21 protein-coding genes and 1 pseudogene are annotated in these 18,811 nt (G+C 67.1%); 14 read left to right on the plus strand and 8 right to left on the minus strand.

Going from position 1 to position 18,811, the window contains the following annotated elements; all coding sequences use genetic code 11:
• Positions 1-9 precede the first annotated feature (9 nt).
• Complete coding sequence (locus tag AC0KS4_RS03575; RefSeq protein WP_238958184.1) at positions 10-1,167, minus strand: DUF6542 domain-containing protein; 1,158 nt, start codon at positions 1,165-1,167, stop codon at positions 10-12.
• Between the two features lie 140 nt (positions 1,168-1,307).
• Between AC0KS4_RS03575 and ychF the strand changes: the two genes are divergently transcribed.
• Positions 1,308-2,381, plus strand: a complete 1,074-nt coding sequence (gene ychF, locus AC0KS4_RS03580) for a redox-regulated ATPase YchF (protein ID WP_238958183.1) — start codon at positions 1,308-1,310, stop codon at positions 2,379-2,381.
• 84 nt (positions 2,382-2,465) lie between these two features.
• On the opposite strand, the gene AC0KS4_RS03585 is transcribed toward ychF, so the two are convergent.
• Positions 2,466-3,104: a class I SAM-dependent methyltransferase gene (locus tag AC0KS4_RS03585; RefSeq protein WP_238958182.1), complete on the minus strand. Its 639-nt coding sequence runs from the start codon at positions 3,102-3,104 to the stop codon at positions 2,466-2,468.
• A gap of 236 nt (positions 3,105-3,340) precedes the next feature.
• Here AC0KS4_RS03585 and AC0KS4_RS03590 point away from each other — a divergent pair, with 236 nt between their 5' ends.
• From AC0KS4_RS03590 to AC0KS4_RS03620, 7 genes and pseudogenes are all read left to right on the plus strand, one after another.
• Positions 3,341-4,015 carry an aminoglycoside 3'-phosphotransferase gene (locus AC0KS4_RS03590; RefSeq protein ID WP_238958181.1) on the plus strand — a complete coding sequence of 225 codons (675 nt, stop codon included), beginning with the start codon at positions 3,341-3,343 and terminating at the stop codon, positions 4,013-4,015.
• A 43-nt stretch (positions 4,016-4,058) separates the two neighbouring features.
• Positions 4,059-4,208 (plus strand): annotated as a pseudogene (locus AC0KS4_RS03595) (type II toxin-antitoxin system RelE family toxin); the annotation flags it as partial.
• A 47-nt stretch (positions 4,209-4,255) separates the two neighbouring features.
• Complete coding sequence (locus AC0KS4_RS03600) at positions 4,256-4,807, plus strand: VOC family protein (protein ID WP_238958179.1); 552 nt, start codon at positions 4,256-4,258, stop codon at positions 4,805-4,807.
• A 79-nt stretch (positions 4,808-4,886) separates the two neighbouring features.
• On the plus strand, positions 4,887-5,294 hold the full coding sequence (locus tag AC0KS4_RS03605) for a VOC family protein (RefSeq protein ID WP_238958178.1): 408 nt from the start codon (positions 4,887-4,889) through the stop codon (positions 5,292-5,294).
• A gap of 243 nt (positions 5,295-5,537) precedes the next feature.
• Positions 5,538-5,921, plus strand: a complete 384-nt coding sequence (locus AC0KS4_RS03610) for an Mtp family mycobacterial-type pilin (protein WP_238958177.1) — start codon at positions 5,538-5,540, stop codon at positions 5,919-5,921.
• A 272-nt stretch (positions 5,922-6,193) separates the two neighbouring features.
• Positions 6,194-6,805: a peptidoglycan endopeptidase gene (locus tag AC0KS4_RS03615; protein WP_238958176.1), complete on the plus strand. Its 612-nt coding sequence runs from the start codon at positions 6,194-6,196 to the stop codon at positions 6,803-6,805.
• Positions 6,806-7,167: 362 nt separating this feature from the next.
• The gene (locus AC0KS4_RS03620) at positions 7,168-7,491 is read left to right on the plus strand and encodes a putative quinol monooxygenase (RefSeq protein ID WP_238958175.1); all 324 of its coding nucleotides are present in this window, start codon (positions 7,168-7,170) and stop codon (positions 7,489-7,491) included.
• A 39-nt stretch (positions 7,492-7,530) separates the two neighbouring features.
• Here the strand turns inward: AC0KS4_RS03620 and AC0KS4_RS03625 are convergent, their stop codons facing one another.
• Complete coding sequence (locus AC0KS4_RS03625) at positions 7,531-8,385, minus strand: SAM-dependent methyltransferase (protein WP_238958174.1); 855 nt, start codon at positions 8,383-8,385, stop codon at positions 7,531-7,533.
• A gap of 25 nt (positions 8,386-8,410) precedes the next feature.
• Positions 8,411-9,091 (minus strand): guanylate cyclase, encoded by a 681-nt coding sequence (locus tag AC0KS4_RS03630; RefSeq protein WP_238958173.1) that lies wholly within the window; start codon positions 9,089-9,091, stop codon positions 8,411-8,413.
• Positions 9,092-9,235: 144 nt separating this feature from the next.
• Between AC0KS4_RS03630 and AC0KS4_RS03635 the strand changes: the two genes are divergently transcribed.
• The gene (locus AC0KS4_RS03635; RefSeq protein WP_238958172.1) at positions 9,236-9,445 is read left to right on the plus strand and encodes a hypothetical protein; all 210 of its coding nucleotides are present in this window, start codon (positions 9,236-9,238) and stop codon (positions 9,443-9,445) included.
• On the opposite strand, the gene AC0KS4_RS03640 is transcribed toward AC0KS4_RS03635, so the two are convergent.
• Positions 9,397-10,221, minus strand: coding sequence for an adenylate/guanylate cyclase domain-containing protein (locus AC0KS4_RS03640; RefSeq protein WP_225328106.1), 825 nt, complete (start codon positions 10,219-10,221; stop codon positions 9,397-9,399). The two genes, AC0KS4_RS03635 and AC0KS4_RS03640, sit on opposite strands and share 49 nt — an antisense overlap.
• A gap of 130 nt (positions 10,222-10,351) precedes the next feature.
• Here AC0KS4_RS03640 and AC0KS4_RS03645 point away from each other — a divergent pair, with 130 nt between their 5' ends.
• Positions 10,352-11,761, plus strand: coding sequence for a glucose-6-phosphate dehydrogenase (locus tag AC0KS4_RS03645; protein ID WP_238958171.1), 1,410 nt, complete (start codon positions 10,352-10,354; stop codon positions 11,759-11,761).
• Positions 11,762-11,777: 16 nt separating this feature from the next.
• A complete protein-coding gene (gene gnd, locus AC0KS4_RS03650; RefSeq protein ID WP_238958170.1) occupies positions 11,778-12,800 on the plus strand; it encodes a phosphogluconate dehydrogenase (NAD(+)-dependent, decarboxylating) in 1,023 nt (340 codons plus the stop codon).
• Here the strand turns inward: gnd and AC0KS4_RS03655 are convergent.
• On the minus strand, positions 12,797-13,657 hold the full coding sequence (locus tag AC0KS4_RS03655; protein ID WP_225328109.1) for an alpha/beta fold hydrolase: 861 nt from the start codon (positions 13,655-13,657) through the stop codon (positions 12,797-12,799). The two genes, gnd and AC0KS4_RS03655, sit on opposite strands and share 4 nt — an antisense overlap.
• Before the next feature lie 121 nt (positions 13,658-13,778).
• On the opposite strand from AC0KS4_RS03655, the gene AC0KS4_RS03660 reads away from it, so the two are divergent.
• From AC0KS4_RS03660 to AC0KS4_RS03670, 3 genes are all read left to right on the plus strand, one after another.
• On the plus strand, positions 13,779-14,267 hold the full coding sequence (locus tag AC0KS4_RS03660) for a VOC family protein (protein WP_238958169.1): 489 nt from the start codon (positions 13,779-13,781) through the stop codon (positions 14,265-14,267).
• A 139-nt stretch (positions 14,268-14,406) separates the two neighbouring features.
• Positions 14,407-15,309: an alpha/beta fold hydrolase gene (locus AC0KS4_RS03665; protein ID WP_238958168.1), complete on the plus strand. Its 903-nt coding sequence runs from the start codon at positions 14,407-14,409 to the stop codon at positions 15,307-15,309.
• 4 nt (positions 15,310-15,313) lie between these two features.
• A complete protein-coding gene (locus AC0KS4_RS03670) occupies positions 15,314-16,555 on the plus strand; it encodes a WS/DGAT domain-containing protein (RefSeq protein ID WP_238958167.1) in 1,242 nt (413 codons plus the stop codon).
• Here AC0KS4_RS03670 and AC0KS4_RS03675 read toward each other — a convergent pair whose 3' ends face one another.
• Together AC0KS4_RS03675 and AC0KS4_RS03680 are read right to left on the minus strand one after the other, a co-directional pair.
• The gene (locus tag AC0KS4_RS03675) at positions 16,556-17,170 is read right to left on the minus strand and encodes a MarR family transcriptional regulator (protein ID WP_238958166.1); all 615 of its coding nucleotides are present in this window, start codon (positions 17,168-17,170) and stop codon (positions 16,556-16,558) included. It lies immediately after the preceding gene.
• Positions 17,167-18,747, minus strand: a complete 1,581-nt coding sequence (locus AC0KS4_RS03680; protein ID WP_225328114.1) for a pyruvate, phosphate dikinase — start codon at positions 18,745-18,747, stop codon at positions 17,167-17,169. Before AC0KS4_RS03680 ends, AC0KS4_RS03675 begins: the two co-directional genes overlap by 4 nt.
• Positions 18,748-18,811: the final 64 nt, after the last annotated feature.

Raw genomic sequence — 18,811 nt, forward strand, 5'->3', positions numbered from 1 at the left:
CTTAGACCGCTAGACGTCGTACTCCCAGGATTCCGCCGGGGGCCGTCCGTGCGCGCGGCCCGGCGTCCGTGAACGGCTCCGGCGCTCGGTGTGCGGCTCCCGCGGCTGGTCCTGGGTGCCGCCGCGGTAGCGGACCTGCGAGATGGGGTGATGCGTCCCGTTGTTTCCGGTCGACGGGGGTCGCCGGCGCCGCGGCTCGTAGGGCTCGCGGCCGTCGTCGTACTTGTCGCCGTAGGACTCAACGCCGTCGAAACGGCTGGTGCGTGGCGCGGGCCGATCGTAAGGCCGCTCGTAGGGATTGCGGCGGGCGCGCGGCTCGCGGCGCGGCTCCCGGGGCGGTTGGCCGCGCAACTCCGGATCGACGTCCGGCCTGGGCCGGCGGCGTGACCGACGGGGCGGTACGGCGCCGTCGTAATCGCGGGCAGCCGCCGGGTTCCGACGGGCGCTGCGCCGCGGACGCTCCGGCCGCTCAACCGACTCCTCGTCGAGGGGCGGTCGCGCATGCCGGGAGCGGGCCCGCGCGGAACGCGTGGACGCGCGACCGTCGCGCGCCGTGCGGCGGGTCCTGGCCGACGAACCCGACGTGCGACCGCGCCGCGCCTCGGAGGCCTCGTCGGTGTCGTCGGCATCGGACTGCAGCGCCGACTGCAATTTGGCGCCGATGTTGCTGAAGAAGGATTTGACGTCGACGCCGGCGACGCCGGCGGTCTCGGCGGACGTGCTCACCGTGGTCGCGCCCCGGGCGTTCCCGAAATACCAGCGGGCCAGTCCGATCGCCAGGACGGCACCGGCGGTGCCCAGCATGAGCGGGAAGCGCTCGATGAGTGGATAGCCGCAGTTGATCAGCAGATCTTTGAGGCGGCCGATTTTGGCGTCATGGAACAGCCAGTAGGCGCCGGGCACCGCGCAGAACAGGATCAGTGGCGGCTGGATGATCGTGGTGAAGATGCTGTCCTGGCGCACCGCGAGCACCGCCGCCACGCAACCCGCTATATAGAAGCCCGCGAAGACGTGGGTCAGTTCCTTGTGGCCAGCGTCGATGCCGTAGCCGATAGCTGTCGCGGTGACGGCGATAAGCACGGCTGCGTACCAGGGGGCGCCTGGGATATTGGGGTGGATCGAACGGTGCGCACTGTCCACCGTCGCACTAGCCCGCTGTGCTGACACATGTAGACCGTACCGGGAATGGACCGAAAGGCTCGTAAATACCTCGTAGCGATCCTGTGGCGTGCCCCATTCTCGCGCAGATGAGGCGCGTGACGGTCCCGATCGTCCGGCGCCGCCGGGCCCCCTAGACTTGGCTCCCTGTGAGCCTGAGCCTGGGAATAGTCGGCCTGCCGAATGTCGGCAAGTCCACGTTGTTCAACGCGCTGACCCGGAACAACGTGGTGGCGGCCAACTATCCGTTCGCGACGATCGAACCCAACGAGGGCGTCGTCCCGCTACCCGATCCGCGGCTGGACAAGCTGGCGGAGATGTTCGATTCCGAGAAGATCGTGCCGGCCCCGGTGACGTTCGTCGACATCGCCGGAATCGTGAAGGGCGCCTCGGAGGGTGCCGGGCTGGGCAACAAGTTCCTGGCCAACATCCGCGAGTGTGACGCGATCTGCCAGGTGGTGCGGGTGTTCGCCGACGACGACGTGGTGCACGTCGACGGCAAGGTCGATCCGAGCGCCGACATCGAGGTCATCGAGACCGAGCTGATCCTCGCCGACATGCAGACCCTGGAGAGGGCGGTCCCGCGGCTGGAGAAGGAAGCCCGCAACAACAAGGACCGCAAGCCCGTGCACGAGGCGGCCGTCGCCGCCGAGGCCGTGCTGGACTCGGGCAAGACGCTCTTCGCCGCCGGTGCCGACGCGTCATTGTTGCGCGAGCTGAACCTGATGACCACCAAGCCGTTTCTGTACGTGTTCAACTCCGACGAGTCCGTGCTGACCGACGATGCCCGCAAGGCCGAGCTGTGCGCGATGGTCGCACCCGCCGACGCGGTGTTCCTGGACGCGAAGATCGAGGCCGAGCTGCAGGAGCTGGACGACGAGTCGGCCGCCGAGCTGCTGGAGTCGATCGGGCAAACTGAGCGTGGCCTGGATGCGTTGGCGCGGGCCGGTTTTCACACCCTCAAGCTGCAGACCTACCTGACGGCTGGCCCAAAAGAGGCGCGCGCGTGGGTGATTCACCAGGGCGACACCGCTCCGAAGGCCGCCGGGGTGATCCACACCGACTTCGAGAAGGGCTTCATCAAGGCCGAGATCGTGTCCTACGACGACCTGATCGCCGCGGGTTCGATGGCCGCGGCCAAGGCCGCCGGCAAGGTCCGCATGGAAGGCAAGGACTACGTCATGGCCGACGGCGACGTGGTGGAGTTCCGCTTCAACGTCTAAACGTCTAAGCCCAAGTAGGGCAGTCCGTTTCGATCGAAGCCGGAAGTCGACCTCAAACGACTACCCGCACTCGTTCGCGACGTTTCACGCGAGGGCGTGGGCGATCAGCAGGTGCGGTGCGTTGGCGTCTTCACTGATCTGACGGTGTTCGACTGTGAGGCCGGTGCTGCGTAGCGTGTCGATCACCTCCGGCACCGGACGGAGCTGAAATCCGTGTCCCGTGAATGGCAGTTTCGCCATCACGTCGGGGTCGGCCAGTCCGATGACGAGTCGACCCCGGCTGTTCATCACCCTGGCAAGCTCTCGGAACGCTGTGTCGAGCTCCGCGACGAAGTAGATGGTGTTGACCGTAATGGCGCCGTCCAATGCCCCATCGGCGAAGGGCAACTGCGTCATGGTCCCGGAATGCAGAGACAGCCGCCCGGATGCGATGTCGCGGCGGTATCGCCCCGCGGCCTGGCTGAGCATCGTCTCCGACACCTCGACACCATGAACACAGCCGGACGGACCGACACTGTGGAGCAGGAGTTTCAAGCCCACGCCACCACCGAATCCGACATCGGCGACCGCCGATCCTTCATCGGGTTCCAGCGCCCGCGCGGCGGCGCTCACGAAGCGCCGGTTGCCCCGGTTGAGCGCCGCACCAACTAGCCGCCCGGGCAAACCAGTTGGATGACCGAGCTGCTTGGCAATACCCGCCATGACGGCGTGCCGGACCCCCATCCGACGACCGTAGAGCACGGACGCTGATGCGGCACGGCATATTGGACGACGTAATGGAACCGTAGCCGAGGAGGGGGTCCAGTCGGCGGAAGAATATCGTCTGCGCATCGTGACCTGGGGCCGACTGTGACCTCGTGGAGTTTCCCTTCAATGTGTAAACGTCTGCGGTCAGAGTGAGTTACGAACGGGTGCCAGCAGGTGTACCTGATGCTGCCGTAGCTGTCCCCGGCAAGGTCTTGGACCTTGCCGAGTCAGGCAAGGTTGAGGTCGTTTGGCGTAATGAGCTGGGCGGCCTGACGTTCCGGTCTCACGGCCAGGAGCGGACGCGCTACATCAAGTGGCAATCTTATGCTGGCCTGCACCCGGCGGAACGCGGCGACGTGGACCTCGCCATGGAGTCCGAAAAGCTGCGATGGGCCGGTCAGTTCGTTTCAGTTCCCAGTGTCCTTGACTTCGGTGCGGACGGTGATGCTGCCTGGCTGGTCACCGAGGCGATCGACGCGACACCGGCCTGCGATCCACGATGGCGCGACGATCCGGAGGTTGCAGTTCGGGCCATCGCCACGGGGTTACGCCGGTTGCACGACACGTTGCCGGTGGAAGGCTGTCCCTACCGCGGCGGTTGGTCGTCATGCGAGCCGTCGGAGCCGGCGCAGAGCCTGGTGGTCTGTCACGGCGACCCATGCGTGCCGAACACCCTGCTGAACAGTGCGGGTGAGTTCGCCGGGCACGTTGACCTCGCCGGCCTTGGTGTTGCGGATCGATGGGCCGACCTGGCCATCGCGGCCTACAGCATCAGTTGGGATGTGAACTTCGGGACGAGCTACGACGACCTGTTCTTTGAGGTCTACGGAATCGACCCGGACCCGGAACGTATTCGGTTCTACCGGGAGCTCTGGGACGGTGACTAACCTTGCTCCGCGGTGACCTGGTGGCGGCCCGCTCGCGGAGAACCCTCAGCGAGTGGGCAATCCGCTTCGCGGCCAGTTGGAGGGACGGTATTCGGCGCGCCAAGGCGAGTTTCGCGTCATTTACCGGATTTTCGATGAACGGGTGGTGGTCCGCGTCATCCACATCGCGCATCGCCGCGACGTTTATCGGTGAGGCGGTGTCATCGAGTTCTGCTTCAAAAGCAACAATAAGGAGGAACGATGCGGTGGCGGGGCGTGTGTCACGTCGAGTTCGCGGTGTTGGACTACGACGACTCGATCGCGTTCTACGACGCGCTGTTCGGCTGGCTCGGGTACAGCAGCTTCTCGTCGCTCAACATGGAGTACGAGTCGACGTATTACATGACGCGTAATGTCAACCCGCACAGCTACATCGGCATCCAGCCCGCCCGCACCGGTGGAAAGTTGACGCATTTCGACCAGGCGGTCGGTATCAACCACATCGCGTTGTGGGCGCGCAGCAGAGCAGAGGTCGACCGCTTCCACCGTGAATTCTTGGTCGAACGTGCTATCCCCGTCACCGACGAGCCCAAGGACTACCCGCAGTATTGGCCCGGCTACTACGCGGTGTTCTTCGACGAGCCGATCAACGGGATTCACTGGGAGTTGGCTTGGGTGCCGAAAGTACCTACGCCTCGCCAACTTTGGGCGTTCTATCGGGCGATCCGCGCTTTCGCGAAGAGTCGGCCGGACCTGGCGAACACCGTCCCGGGCGTCACGTTGCAGGCAAGGAGAACCCTGCCGGACCGATGACCGCCGTCGTTGTCGGAGGCGGCGGCTAGCATCCTTCGCGCACGACACCCACACCACCAGGGGCCTGCAGGAGGAGCGCATGAAGTTCGTATCGACTCGCATCATCACCGCCGACGTGAAGCGGCTGGCGGGTTTCTACGAGATGGTCACCCAAATCGCGGCCGTGTGGGGCAACGAGTTGTTCGCGGAGATTCCGACCCCGGCCGGCACCCTGGCCATCGGTAGCGACAAGACGGTCCCGCTGTTCGGGGACGGATCCGCCGAACCGGCAGCGAACCGGAGCGCAATCGTGGAATTCATCGTGGACGACGTGGACGCCGAATACGAGCGGCTCCGCGAGCGTGTCACCGAGGTCGTGACGACGCCGACGACCATGCCGTGGGGCAACCGAGCGTTGTTGTTCCGGGATCCGGATGGAAACCTCGTCAACCTGTTCACTCCCGTGACCGACGAGGCGCGCGACAAGTTCGGGTTGAACGACCTCTAGGGCGATGAGGCGGTCGAACGCCTCGCGGGACGGATGCCGGGGCCGTGGCCGCTCCTCGACGCCGTAGTGGGGCTGGATGATCCTCGTCGACGCCGCGGTGTCGATTGCGCATCTCCACGCGGCGGAGTCGCGGTTTGTCGAGCTGCTGGAGATCGACCAAGTGGGCTCGAGGGGGGACCCGCACATTGCAGACGATCCCAACAACTACTTGCCCGGATCCCAATCCGGGGAAATCCTTGGGAGATGGCGACTGTCAAGGGGACGGGATCGTGGCTGCGGCGGGGTGCGCGTGTGTTGGTGGGCAGCGGATTGGCGCTGTCCTTTTTGGGACTGGCCGGCGGCCCGGGTGCGCAGGCGGCACCGGCCCCGACCGATCACTGGTGCCCGGGCGATCAATGGAGCCCGGCGTGGGGCAACGTCTTGGACTGGGACTGGAATCGCTGCCACGATTGGCAACATCCCGGCGGCCCGACCGGCCCGTCGGGCTCGGGGCCTTGGGGACCCCCGCCGGCGTGGGCGCCCCCACAACCACCTCAACCGGCGTGGGCCCCGGGGGCTCAACTGATGTGGAACCCAACTGATGCCGATTGGGGCCTCTGGAACAACGGGATATGGACGCCCATCTGAGCAGACGCGTTTGGCGGCTCTAGCGATCGGCCCTCCCAGCGTTGGGTGAACTGCGGCCGACGACGACTGCGCCGAGCGGCCCGAGATTGGTCGCGAGGCCACCTGATGAGTGACGCGACGAGTCTGGGGGTATCCCCGGGAAAAGGGATCGCTTGAATGCGAGCAATTTGCCGCCAAAAATATACCCGTGTGTAATAACTTTGCTTTAGCTGCGGCGCACGTCATTGTTGGTTTACCGAATGACCTGCGCCACAAATTTTGGTTTGCAATAAATGTTATTGCTAGCCTCGCTGCCCATGGTCGTTATTGCAACATTGATGTCGTTGATCAATCAGGTCTCCGGCACCCCGTATATCGCGGGTGGAGATTCTCCCGCCGGGACTGATTGTTCGGGTCTCGCTTCTTGGATTGCGAATGCCGCAACCGATAGGCCAGTTTTTGGGGATCGATTTAATACCGGAAACGAAGAAGCTGCATTGTTGGCGCGTGGGTTCCAATATGGGACCGCACCCAACGCCTTGGTCATCGGATGGAACGGTGGCCACACCGCGGTGACCCTGCCCGACGGAACGTCGGTGGCCAGCGGGGAGCGCGGCGGTGTGCACGTCGGCGGCCCGGGCGCCTACCAGGCAGGATTCACGCATCACATGTTCCTTCCGGTGGAGCTGGAGGACGGTGGCGCGCCGCCGCCGCCGGACGCGTTGCCGCCGCCGCCGGACGCGTTGCCGCCGCCACCGGACGCCTTGCCGCCGCCACCGGACGCCTTGCCGCCGCCGCCGGACGCGCCGCCCCCGCCGCCGGACGCCCCTCTGCCTCCGCCGGAAGAGCCTGCCGTCTTAATCGATGCTCCGGCGCCACCGATGGACGCCCCGCCGGCACTATGATTGTTTTTATCCCGCGACGCGGTAATTGCGGATTCATAACAAATGAAATGAATGCCGCCGCCCATTTTTTTAGTACTTTCCGGCGGTGGGCGACGGCCAGCCCACTGTTCGGCAGAATAGTGAAATGACGCCGGCGCCCCGGTCGAGTGTGAGCTGCGACACTACGATCCCGAAAGTGGCGGAAGTGTGCGCCGCGGCGAAAGTTTCGCATGGGTTGTTTGTGACTCGTGAGCACACTTTGCTGTTGGAATCGCTGACCGGAAATCGCGCCCGGCATCCCGACCGGGCCGTGGGCCCGCCGGATAAGCTGGCGCTGCCCGCGGTGCGGGCATACGGAAACCGGCGAACCAAGGCGGGGCCGCATGATCTTCATCGTCGTCAAGTTCGAAACCAAGCCCGAGTGGACCGACCGATGGCCTGAACTCGTCGCCGCGTTCACCGCGGCGACTCGCGCCGAGGAAGGCAACCTGTGGTTCGAGTGGTCGCGCAGCCTGGACAATCCGGCGGAGTACGTCTTGGTGGAGGCGTTCCGGGACGGTGATGCGGGCGGCGTCCACGTCAACAGCGATCACTTCAAGCGGGCGATGCAAGAACTTCCGCAGGCGCTGAAGTCCACGCCCAAGATCATCAACCAGACGATCGATGCCATCGGCTGGTCCGAGATGGGTGAAATGTCGGTCGGCTAGCTGCACCGGCCACGGACGTCGGCGACCGGATTCACACCCTCAACGTCGCCGCGCCGCGATGTTGCCGATACGAGGATCGGCGACCCCGACGTCCCGGTCGAACGCGGCGACCTGATCGTTCCAGCTGCGGAACTCGGTGTCCCACCCGAGGTCATTGAGCCAACGCTCGGTGTCGAACTCGGCACCGACGCCCGGGGCGGCGGTCGTCGCGGGGACGGTTGCCTCCCCGGCGACGAGGGCTCGCAGATCCCGGTACCGGGCGTCGTCGGGGTCACTGATGAAGCGGCCGACGCCGAAGAGACTGCCCGGCGCGGACAATCCCGTCAGAGTCCGCACAACGCGCTGGTTCCACTCCTGTGTCAGGAAACCGAGCGTGCCTTCATCAACCCAGTAGGCCGGTTCTTCCGCACGAAAGCCGTTCTCGCGCAGCGGCGTAACCCAGTCGTCGCGTAGATCGGCGGCTACGACGTGTCGTCGGCAATTCGCGACCGCCCCGGCGTCGTGCAAGACCGGCTCCTTGAATGCAAAGAGCTCGGCGAGGTCGATCTCGAACACGACGACGCGGGGTGGCAATCCCATCCGGAACGCCCGGGTGTCCAATCCCGCACCCAGCAGCACGATCTGATCGATGCCCGCCTCGACCGCTTCGCGAACGCGGTCGTCGACCAACCGCACCCCCACGGTGCGGCCCTCAAAGAACCCGTCCGCGAGCGTTTCCAGCTGTGCCCAACGCTCTGCGGTGAAGCCCGCGCGCGCCGCGTCGACGAAATGCCGCGCCAGCGGGTCGTTGTACAGCCGGTCGGGCCGGCCGGACTCGCGGGCGCGAATGACGGCGACGCCGATGGCCGTCAGCGCGACGCCGTCAACGGGCACGCGCGATACGTCGTCAGACACCCTTCCCCCCTAGCCAGCTTGCCGACTAGCCCACCATGATCTCGATTTCCCCGCCCAGCGCGTATCCCGGTGCGAGCGGCAGACTGTCACCGCTCCAGAACGAGCCCGGGTCGAACCAATTCGAGTACTTCTCCGTGGTCATCAAACCCATTTCTTCGTAGGTGATGGCCACCGTCTCCGCGCAGTAGGCCGCTTCCAGGCCGAGGCGCTGGCGCTCCTTGCGCCGCTGCGTCGACTCCCGAACCTTCTTGTCCACGACCGGGATTCCGCGCGCCCAATCGTAGGCGTTCGGCAGCCGCCCGCGCAGCCACCGGCCGGTCAGGCGCATGGTGGTCGGAAACGCGGTGCCGTCCATGCGGGCGATGACCCGCAGCAGCGTGTTCTCTTGCTCGCGGGTGGCCGGCGGAGTCAGCTGGCGCAGCCAGCATCGCTGGTGGTAGCGCTGGGTCCACTGCACGACGGATTGCTGTAGATCGTTGAGTTGCACGCCACGGTGGTTCGTCCCCGTCCACAGGTCGACGAGCTTGTCACCCAGTTCGGCATGCCAGATCAGGGGCGGCAGGTCATCGATGGCCACCGTCATGCCCACGTGGTTCACCGGGCTGTTCGTCAAGGTCTGGATGGCGCGGTCGGGTCCCGAACCGCCGCGAAACAGCCAAAGGTCGCCCGTGCGGGTTTCCTCGAGCGCCTGGTTCAAGGTGAGCATGTTCGTGTAAGCCCGTTCGCCGCTGCAGCTTTCGCCAATCTCGTCGTCATCATGAGCCCGCCTGCACGTCGCGGCTGTGCGTTGCGGGCACACAAGTCAATCACAACCAGCGCACCGCGACGGTGCTACGCATAGCCTGGTGTCATGCGCAGTGTGTGGAAGTGGCTGGGACTGGCGGGTGTCGCCGGGGTCGTTGCCGGGGGCGTGCTGGTGGCTCGCGACCAGCGCAAGCGGCGTGCCTACACCGCCGACGAGGTCCGGGATCGGCTGCATCAGCGGCTGGCCGAATTCGACGGGGAAGGCCTTCAGTCCGGGCCGGGATCGGCCGAGGGCGCAACGGCGAACAATCGATAGCTGCCCGAAAACCCCTTCAACTCGACGTCGCGGCCGTCGTCGAACCGGATGCCATCGCAGTCTGAAACCGCGTCCCGCACCGGCTTGCTCACCAGGATCTCACCACCGGCGGCTTGTGCCGCCACCCGCGCCGCCATGGCGACGTTTCGGCCGAACAAATCATCGCCGCGGCGCACCGACCGGCCCATATGTATACCGATTCGAACGCGAATCTCCTCGTGCCGCTTGCGGTTTGCGCCTCGTCGCAACTCGCGCTGCAGGTCGATACCGCACCGCACCGCCTGTTCGGCGCGCGCGAACGCGATCATGAATCCATCACCCTGACTTTTCACCACATGGCCGGACCGTCGCCGCACAAGATCCGAGACCAACTTGTCGTGCGAGCTGATCAGTTTGACCCAGGCCCGGTCGCCGATCCGCTCATTCAGTGCGGTGGATTCTTCGATGTCGGAGAACAGGATCACCACCTTGCCGTCCGGCGTGACGCGCGCAAGGTCGGGCCGTTCGACTTCGGCCCAGTCCGCGAGGTCCTCGATCGAGCTGCGCACGGCCGCGCCGAAGCCCTCCTTGCGCACCAGGTTGGCGGTGTTCCACACCGTCTTCACGGCTTCGCGACCGCCCGACAGCAACCAGCTGCGGGCGTCGTTTCGCTGGCGCAGCTCGTCGAGTTCGCGGTGACTGCGCGCCAGCAGCTGCCACAGCACCACCAACCCGATGGCCTCGATGGCAGCAAACCCGGCCAGAATGTAGACCGAGACATGCAGCGCGTCGCCCATGCGGTCATCCTTGCAAGGCTGTGGTCCGCCGAGGTTGTCGGCCCTGTGAGCAGTGTCTAGGGTTGAGTCCGCCGGCCGCGGGTAGTGATCTCAGGGGCGCCCCATTAGGTGACTTTCGGGAGGAGCGGTTTTGGCCGACGGCGACAGTAACCCATCTGACCTGTTGGTGATCTTCGGAATCACCGGCGACCTGGCGCGCAAGATGACGTTTCGGGCCCTGTACCGCCTCGAGCGCCGCGACGAGCTGAACCATCCGATCGTGGGCGTGGCCAGCGACGACATCACGACCGAGCAGCTGCTGGACCGGGCGCGCGACGCCATCAAGAAGTCGGGCGAGAAGTTCGACGACGCGGTGTTCGAGCGGCTGGCCGGTCGGCTGTCCTACTTGCACGGCGACGTCACCGACGCCGATCTCTACAAGCAGCTCGCCAAGAAGATCGGCTCGGACGCCCATCCGCTCTACTACCTCGAGATGCCGCCGGCATTGTTCGCGCCCATCGTGGAGAACCTGGCGAAGGCCGACCTGCTGGAGGGGGCGCGGGTGGCGATCGAAAAGCCGTTCGGCCACGACCTGGAGTCGGCGCGCGACCTCAACGCCCGGCTGCGCGCGGTGCTCGACGAAGACCAAATCCTGCGCGTGGACCACTTTCTGGGCAAACAACCCGTCGAGGAACTGCAGTACCTGCGGTTCGCCAACAACGCTCTGGCCAAACTGTGGGACCGCGAGAGCATCTCCGAAATCCACATCACCATGGCCGAGGACTTCGGGATCGAGGACCGCGGCAAGTTCTACGACGCGGTAGGTGCGCTTCGCGACGTCGTGCAAAACCATCTGCTGCAGGTGCTCGCGCTGGTCGCCATGGAGCCCCCGGTCGGCGCCGGCGACGACGACCTGAACGACAAGAAGGCCGAGGTTTTCCGGGCCATGCCCGCGCTGGACCCGGAACGCTGCGTCCGTGGACAGTACCGCGGTTATACCGAAGTCGCAGGCGTGGCAAAGGATTCCACCACCGAAACCTACGTCGCGCTGCGCACCGAGATCGACAACTGGCGCTGGGCCGGAGTGCCGATCTTCCTGCGCGCCGGCAAGGCGCTGCCGGAAAAGGTCACCGAGGTCCGGATGTTCCTGCACCACGTTCCCGGGTTTTCGTTCCTGCCCAACCGGCGGCCACCCGATCCCAACCAGATCGTGGTGCGCATCGACCCCGACCCCGGGATGCGGCTGCAGCTGTCGGCCCAGGTGGGGGATTCGTGGCACGACGTTCACCTGGACTCGTCGTTCGCCGAGGATCTCGGCGAGCCGGTACGCCCCTACGAACGGCTGCTCTACGCCGCGTTCAATGGGGATCGCCAGCTGTTCGCCCGGGAGGACGCCATCGAAGAGACGTGGCGGATCGTGCAGCCGTTGCTGGACAAGCCGGGTCGAATCCACCACTACGACCAAGGTTCCCGGGGGCCCGAGGCCGCCGAAGCGCTGGTGCGTGGTCACCACACCTGGCAGGAGCCGTGGCTGCCGCGCAGCACGGCCGCGAAACAGTAAGGAGACTGGAGACACGATGCAGCTTGGGATGATCGGCCTCGGCCGGATGGGCGCCAACATCGTCCGGCGCGTGGTCACCGGCGGACATGAATGCGTGGTCTACGACCACAACCCCGACGCGGTCGAGGCGATGGCGGGGGAGGACAAGACCACCGGGGTGTCCTCGCTGCAAGAGCTCGCCGAGAAGCTGCCGGCGCCGCGCGTCGTGTGGGTGATGGTGCCGGCCGGGACGATCACCACCGGGGTGATCGACGAGCTGGCCGAGACCCTCGAGTCCGGCGACATCGTCATCGACGGCGGGAACTCCTACTACCGCGACGACATCACTCACGCAAAAACGCTGTCGGAGAAGGGAATTCATTTCCTGGATTGCGGCACCAGCGGCGGGGTGTGGGGCCGCGAACGTGGATACTGCCTGATGGTCGGCGGCGACGACGAGGCGTTCGCGCGCGCCGAGCCGATCTTCGCCACCGTCGCACCGGGCGTCGACGCGGCCCCGCGCACACCGGGGCGCGACGGCGAGGTCGCGACGTCGGAGCAGGGGTACCTGCACTGCGGGCCGGCCGGCGCCGGGCACTTCGTGAAGATGGTGCACAACGGCATCGAGTACGGCATGATGGCCTCGCTCGCCGAGGGTCTGAACATTCTGCGCAACGCCGACATCGGCAAGCACATCCAGGAAGGCGACGCGGAAACGGCGCCACTGTCGAATCCGGAGTTCTACCAGTACGACTTCGACATCCCCGAGGTCGCCGAGGTGTGGCGGCGCGGCAGCGTCATCGGCTCCTGGCTACTGGACCTGACCGCGATCGCGCTGCACGAATCCCCGGAGCTGAAGGAATTCTCCGGCCGCGTCTCGGACTCCGGCGAGGGCCGCTGGACCTCCATCGCGGCGATCGACGAGGGAGTCCCCTCGCCGGTGTTGACCACCGCGCTGCAGTCGCGCTTCGCCTCGAGGTCGCTCGATGACTTCGCCAATAAGGCGCTCTCGGCGATGCGTAAGCAATTCGGCGGGCACGCGGAGAAGCCGGCGAACTAGCGTTTGACGAATTTCACGACGGCGTCGCTGAACGCGTCGTTGTCGTCGCCCGCGGCGGTGTGCCCGGCGTTGGACAGCTCGACGAACTCCGCGCGCGGCACGGTGGCCAGGAAGTGCCGAACGCCCTCGGGGCTCACCACGTCGGACAGCTTGCCGCGGATCAGCAGGACCGGAATCCTCAGGTTCTTGGCGGCCTGCTCGAAGCTCTCGGTGCGCAGTTCGGGATCGTCACCGGGCTTGGTCATGAACGCCGGGTCCCAATGCCAATACCAGCGGCCGTCGCGCAGGCGCAGGTTCTTCTTCAGCCCCTCGGGGCTGCGGGGCTTGCTCCGGTAGGGCAGGTAAGCGGCGACGGCGTCGGCGGCCTGCTCCAGCGACTCGAACCCGTCGAGGCCGCTGAACATGAAATCGCGGATGCGGGCGCTGCCGCCCTTCTCGAAGCGGGGCACCACGTCCACGAGCACCAAGCGGGTCACCTTCGCCGGGCCGGCCCGGTGCGCGGCGAGGATGCCGGTCAGCCCGCCCATGCTCGCCCCGATGATCGTCACGGGCCGCCCGATCGCCTCCAGGACCCGCAGGACGTCGCCCGTCAACGTCTCGATTTCGTAGTCGGCATCGGGTGAGCGATCGCTGTCACCGTGTCCCCGCGAGTCCAGGGCCACCACGTGCAGCCCCTCGTCGGCCAGGGTCTGACCGGTGTTCTTCCACGAAAACCGGTTCTGCCCGCCCCCGTGCAGCATCAGGATGCTCGGCCGGCCGGCGGCGTCGGCGCCCCGATTCCATTCGTCGGCGACCAGGGTGATGCCCTTGTAGCCGGCAAACTCAACCGTCTCGGGGCTGCTGCTGACGGTACTCATGCGTCCTGACGTTACATAGGCCACATAAGCACTCTTGCGGGGGTCGACGACGCGATGACTTTCCGTGTTCGTGGGGGTCTGTCTGACAAACCCCCACCAGCGATCCCAGGAGGCCACGCAGATGCCATCGATCACCCCGTCGTTATGGTTCGACCACAACCTGGAGGAAGCGGCCAGCTTCTACACCGAGGTGTTCCCGAATTCCCACATCGAGGGGCTCAACCGGACCACCGAGGCCGGGCCGGGGGAGCCCGGCACCGTCCTGTCGGGCAGCTTCGTGCTCGACGGTGCCCGGTTCATCGGGATCAACGGCGGCCCGCACTTCCAGTTCAGCGAGGCGGTGTCGTTCACGATCCACTGCAAGGACCAGGACGAGGTCGACTACTACTGGGACCGGTTGACCGACGGCGGCGAGGAATCCCAGTGCGGCTGGCGCAAGGACCGCTTCGGCCTTAGCTGGCAAATCGTCCCCGACCGGCTCTACGAACTGATCGGCGATCCCGATCGGGACCGGGCGGCGGCGGCCACCCAAGCGATGTATGGCATGCGCAAGATCATCATCGCCGAGCTGGAACGGGCCGCAGAGGCGTCCGGCGATCCCGTCCGATGAGTCTTCGTCTGCCGAAATCGGTTGATATAGGCACCATCTGAAGAACATCCCGCTCCGGTCGGTGCGTCGCGGAGCCGCACGGGTTAGGTTTGTCCGTGCGGACGCGCCGAACAGGAGTGGATATGGCGGACAACGCGAGATGACCGAGCCGCGGTGGATCGACGTGCCGGGACCTCCCGGGGATCTCAAGGCGCTGACCTGGGGACCCGCCGACGGCCCGATTGCCGTATGCCTGCACGGCTTTCCCGACACGGCCTACGGCTGGCGCAAGATGGCCCCGCTACTTGCGGCGGCGGGCTGGCGGGTCATCGCGCCGTTCATGCGCGGATACGCGCCCTCGTCCATTCCCGACGACGGCAGCTATCACGTCGGGGCGATCATGGACGACGCCCTGCGGGTGCGGGAGGCCGCGGGGGGAACCGACCGCGACGTGGTGATCGGCCATGACTGGGGTGCGCTGGCGGCCACCGGTCTGGCCGCGATGCCCAACAGCCCGTTCGCCAAAGCCGTGATCATGTCGGTGCCGGTCTCGGCCGCATTCCGTGGCCAGGTGAGCGAGCGGGGCCGGCTGGCCCGTCAGCTACCGCGTCAGCTGCTGCGCAGCTGGTACATGTTCTACTTCCAATTGCCTTTGCTGCCAGAGCGTTCCGCGCGCTGGATCTTGCCGCTGCTGTGGCGGCGATGGTCGCCGGGGTATCGCGGTGCCGACGAGGATTTGCGACACGTCGACGCCGCGATCGGCACACCGGAAAGTTGGCGCGCGGCGCTGGGAACGTACCGGGCGACGCTGCGCAACACCAAGCCCCCGCAGCGGTACGCCGAATTGAACGAGCGCTGGACCGAGGCGCCCATCCTGCCGAGCCTGTATCTGCACGGCCGCGACGACGGTTGCATGACTTCGGCTTTCGCGCATTGGACGGAGAAAGTGCTGCCGCCCGGAAGCGACGTGGCCATCATCGATCACGCCGGGCATTTCCTGCAGCTCGAACAGCCCGAGAAGGTGGCCGAGCGGGTGCTTGCGTTCGTCGGCTCACCCGGCTGACGCCATGACTGCGCGCCGGATGGCCGCCGTCGACGCGCAGTTCTACTGGATGTCGGCGAAAATCCCCAGCGACGAGTTCCTGCTCTACGCCTTCGACGGCGCGCCCACCGACCTGGGCCGAGCCGTCGAACAGGTTCGCGGCCGGGCCGACGCATGCCCCGGGCTGTCTGTGCGGGTCCACGACCGGTCCGTGCTGAGGTATCCGCAGTGGGTTTCCACTCGGGCCGTGCCGGAGCAGATCGTGTGCCAGGAACTCGCCGATCGCACCTGGGATGGCTGCCTGACGGCGGTGGCCACGCTTGCCGACGGCCAGCTGGACGTTCGCCGGATGCCCTGGCGGCTGCACGTGCTCACGCCGGTCGTCGGCATCCCGGGCGTCGACGGTCCGGGTGCGGTAGCGGTCGTGCAGATCGCGCATGCGCTGGCCGACGGGGGCCGCGGTGCGGCGATGGCGGCCTGGCTCCTCGGCCGGGACGTTCCGGTGCCCGAGGCGCGACGGCTATCGGCGGGGTTCCTGCCGTGGCGGGCCGTGCAGGCGGCCCGCGGCCACCGCCGCCAGGTCCGCGATATCCGCGCGGGCCTGTTGACGGCCGGGGCCGGGCCGCGGCCGCTGCTGGCGACGAACGCCCGCCCGGACGGCGCCCGCTCGGTGCGCACGCTGGTGCGTCCCCGCGCCCAGCTGCGCGGGCCCACGGTCACCGTCGGGGCGCTCGCCGCCGTGTCCACCGCGCTGCATCGTCTGCTCGGACCCGGATCCGAGTCGTTAGGGGCGGAAGTCCCGATGGCCAAACCCGGTGTGCCGCATGCCAATAACCACTTCGGGAACGTGGTTGTCGGGCTGTACCCGCAGCTGGACCTGGATGCGCGGCTGCGGCGGATCGCGGCCGACCTGGCCAACGGCCGGCGCCGTTTCGAGCATCCGGCCACCCGCGCGGCCGACCGGGCCTTCGCCGCGGTGCCCGCACCGCTTTTACGTTGGGGCATCAACCAATTCGACCTCGACCAGCGTCCCACGCAGGTGGCCGGCAACACCGTGCTGTCCAGCGTCTACCGCGGTGCGGCCGACCTGAGCTTCGGCGGCGCCCCGGTGGTGCTGACGGCGGGGTACCCGGCGCTGTCGCCGATGATGGGCCTGACGCACGGCGTACACGGCATCGGCGACACCATCGCGATCAGCGTCCACGCGTCGGCGTCGGCCGTTCCCGATATCGACGCCTACGTGGCGCTGCTCGAGGCGGCCCTATAGCTATTGCGCATCGCCGGATCGGGCCGCTTCCTCGCGGGTCAGGCCGACGGCGACGATGAGTTCCTCGTGCAACTCGAACCACACGGTGTGGTAGGAATCGACCAGCGGTCTGGTCAGCCACGCGGTCTGCCCGGCCTTGATTTTGTCCAGCGCGGCAGCCAGTTTCGTCGCGTAGGCGTTCAACCGCGGCAGTTGGGCCGCGGCGGCCTCGACGATCGGCACGGCGCGGGCGTGCACGTCGTCGAGGCGGGCCAGCACCGCGGCGTCATACTCGGCATCGTCGTGGGCGTTGGGAACGCCGTCCGGGCCGCCTCTGAGCTGCCAATCCGTCACGAGGCGTTTGAAGTCGGCGTTGACGGCGCGAAACTCGCCGTACACGGCGGCCATCGCGCCCGCATCGATGCCGTCGCGTTCCTCGGCCAGCAGCGCCGCCAACCTGTCGCGGCCGGCGGGGGTGATCTGCACGGTCGCACCCTCGGCCAGCAGACCCGCCGCGGTCAGTTCCTCGAGGAGGGGGCTGAGGTCACCGGGATCCACCCCCAACGTCGCGGCCAGATCGGTTCTGCTCAGCCGACCTTTGAGTCGGACCCCTTGCAGCACATCCAGTTCGGTCATGACGCCGCCCCCGCGGCCAGGCGCAGCGCGGTCAGCATGACGATCAGCGGGGTGGCCGAGACCACGTCGGTGTGTCCGCTGTCCATGGCGGCGCGCACGGCGGCCTCGGAGCTGTCGCCCAGGTGCGGATGGCCGCCGGTGATATGAGCGCGCAGCGGGCTGACGCGCCGCGCGATGTCGGCCAGCTCGCGCAGTTCCGGCGAATCGTCTTCCGACCAGGCGGACAGGCTCAAAAGTCCTTCGCGCACTTCGCCTTCGGCACCATCGACGGTGATCTGTCTGCCCGCCAGCGAGGCCGCCACGCCCTGACCGCAGCCCACCACCGCCACCCGGCCCAGTTCGCGGCTGACCACCGCCGCATGGCTGGCGGCGCCGCCGACCTCGGTGACAACGCCCTGCGCGGCCAGCATCCCTGACACGTCTTCGGGCCGGGTGTGATCGCGGACCAGGATCACCCGTTCGCCACGGTCGGCGGCGCGCAGCGCCTCGTCCACGTCGGTGTACGCCGTGCCCGATGCCACACCGGGACAGGCCGGTAGGCCCTTGGCCAAAAGCGGTGCCGCCAAGCGTATTTCGGGCTGAAGCGCGGGAAGCAGCAACCTCTGGACGTGAGCCGGGGTCACCCGCCGCAGTGTTTCCGCATCGTCGATGAGTCCCTCGTGGCGCAGCTGTAGTGCGGTGCGCACCGCCGCCTGCGCCGACCGTTCGGCCGCCCGCGTCTGCAGCAACCACAGTTTGCCCTTTTCGACGGTGAACTCGATCTCTTGGACGTCGGAGTCCAGCCGCTCCAGGGTGGCGGCGGCGGCGATCAGCTCGTCGTAGACGGCCGGCTGCTCATCACGCAGTGCGGTGATCGGTTCCACGTCAACCGATCCCGACACCACGTCGTCGCCCTGGCCTCCGGGCAGCCACTCGCCGAACGGCTCGTTGTCGCCGGTGATCGGGTTGCGTGAAATGAATGCCCCGGCACCGGAATTGGGGCCGAGGTTGCCGAACACCATCGCCTGCACGACCACGGCGGTGCCGTGCTGATCACCGAAACCGTAATGGGCGCGGTAGGCGACCGCGCGGGGCGAGTTCCACGAGGCGAACACCGCCTCGATGCCGGCGCGCAACTGCGCGTACGGGTCGGCCGGCACCTCGCGTTGGTCACCGCCGCCCACGATGCGCCGGTACATCGCGCAGAACCGCCGGCGGGTGTCGCGGGCGAACGCCGGGTTGCCGGCGGCCGCCAGCGCCTGCTCGACGTCGTCGTTGATGCCCAGGTCCAGGATGGTGTCCATCATGCCCGGCATGGACTGGGTGGCTCCCGAGCGCACGCTGACCAGCAGGGGGTGCGGTCCCCGTCCGAACGTGCGCGAGGTCTGCGTCTCGAGCCAGCCCATCCGGTCGAGCACGCCGTCCCAGATCGCGTCCATCGTCGCCGCGGGGTCGGCGAGATACCGCAGTCCCACCTCGGTGGTGATGCAGAAGGCGGGCGGCACCGGCAGCTGGTGGCGGCGCATCAGCTGGATGCCGTGGCCCTTGTTGCCCAGCAACTCGCGCGGGTGGCTCGATGTGCCGTCCAGCAACACCACGGAATGCTCGGGAGGCGCGGCCCTGCTTGACGCGGTTTGGTGGGCGCCGCCTCGTGCGGTACGA

The sequence above is a fragment of the Mycobacterium sp. NTMscope_MAC_12 genome (assembly GCF_976985675.1).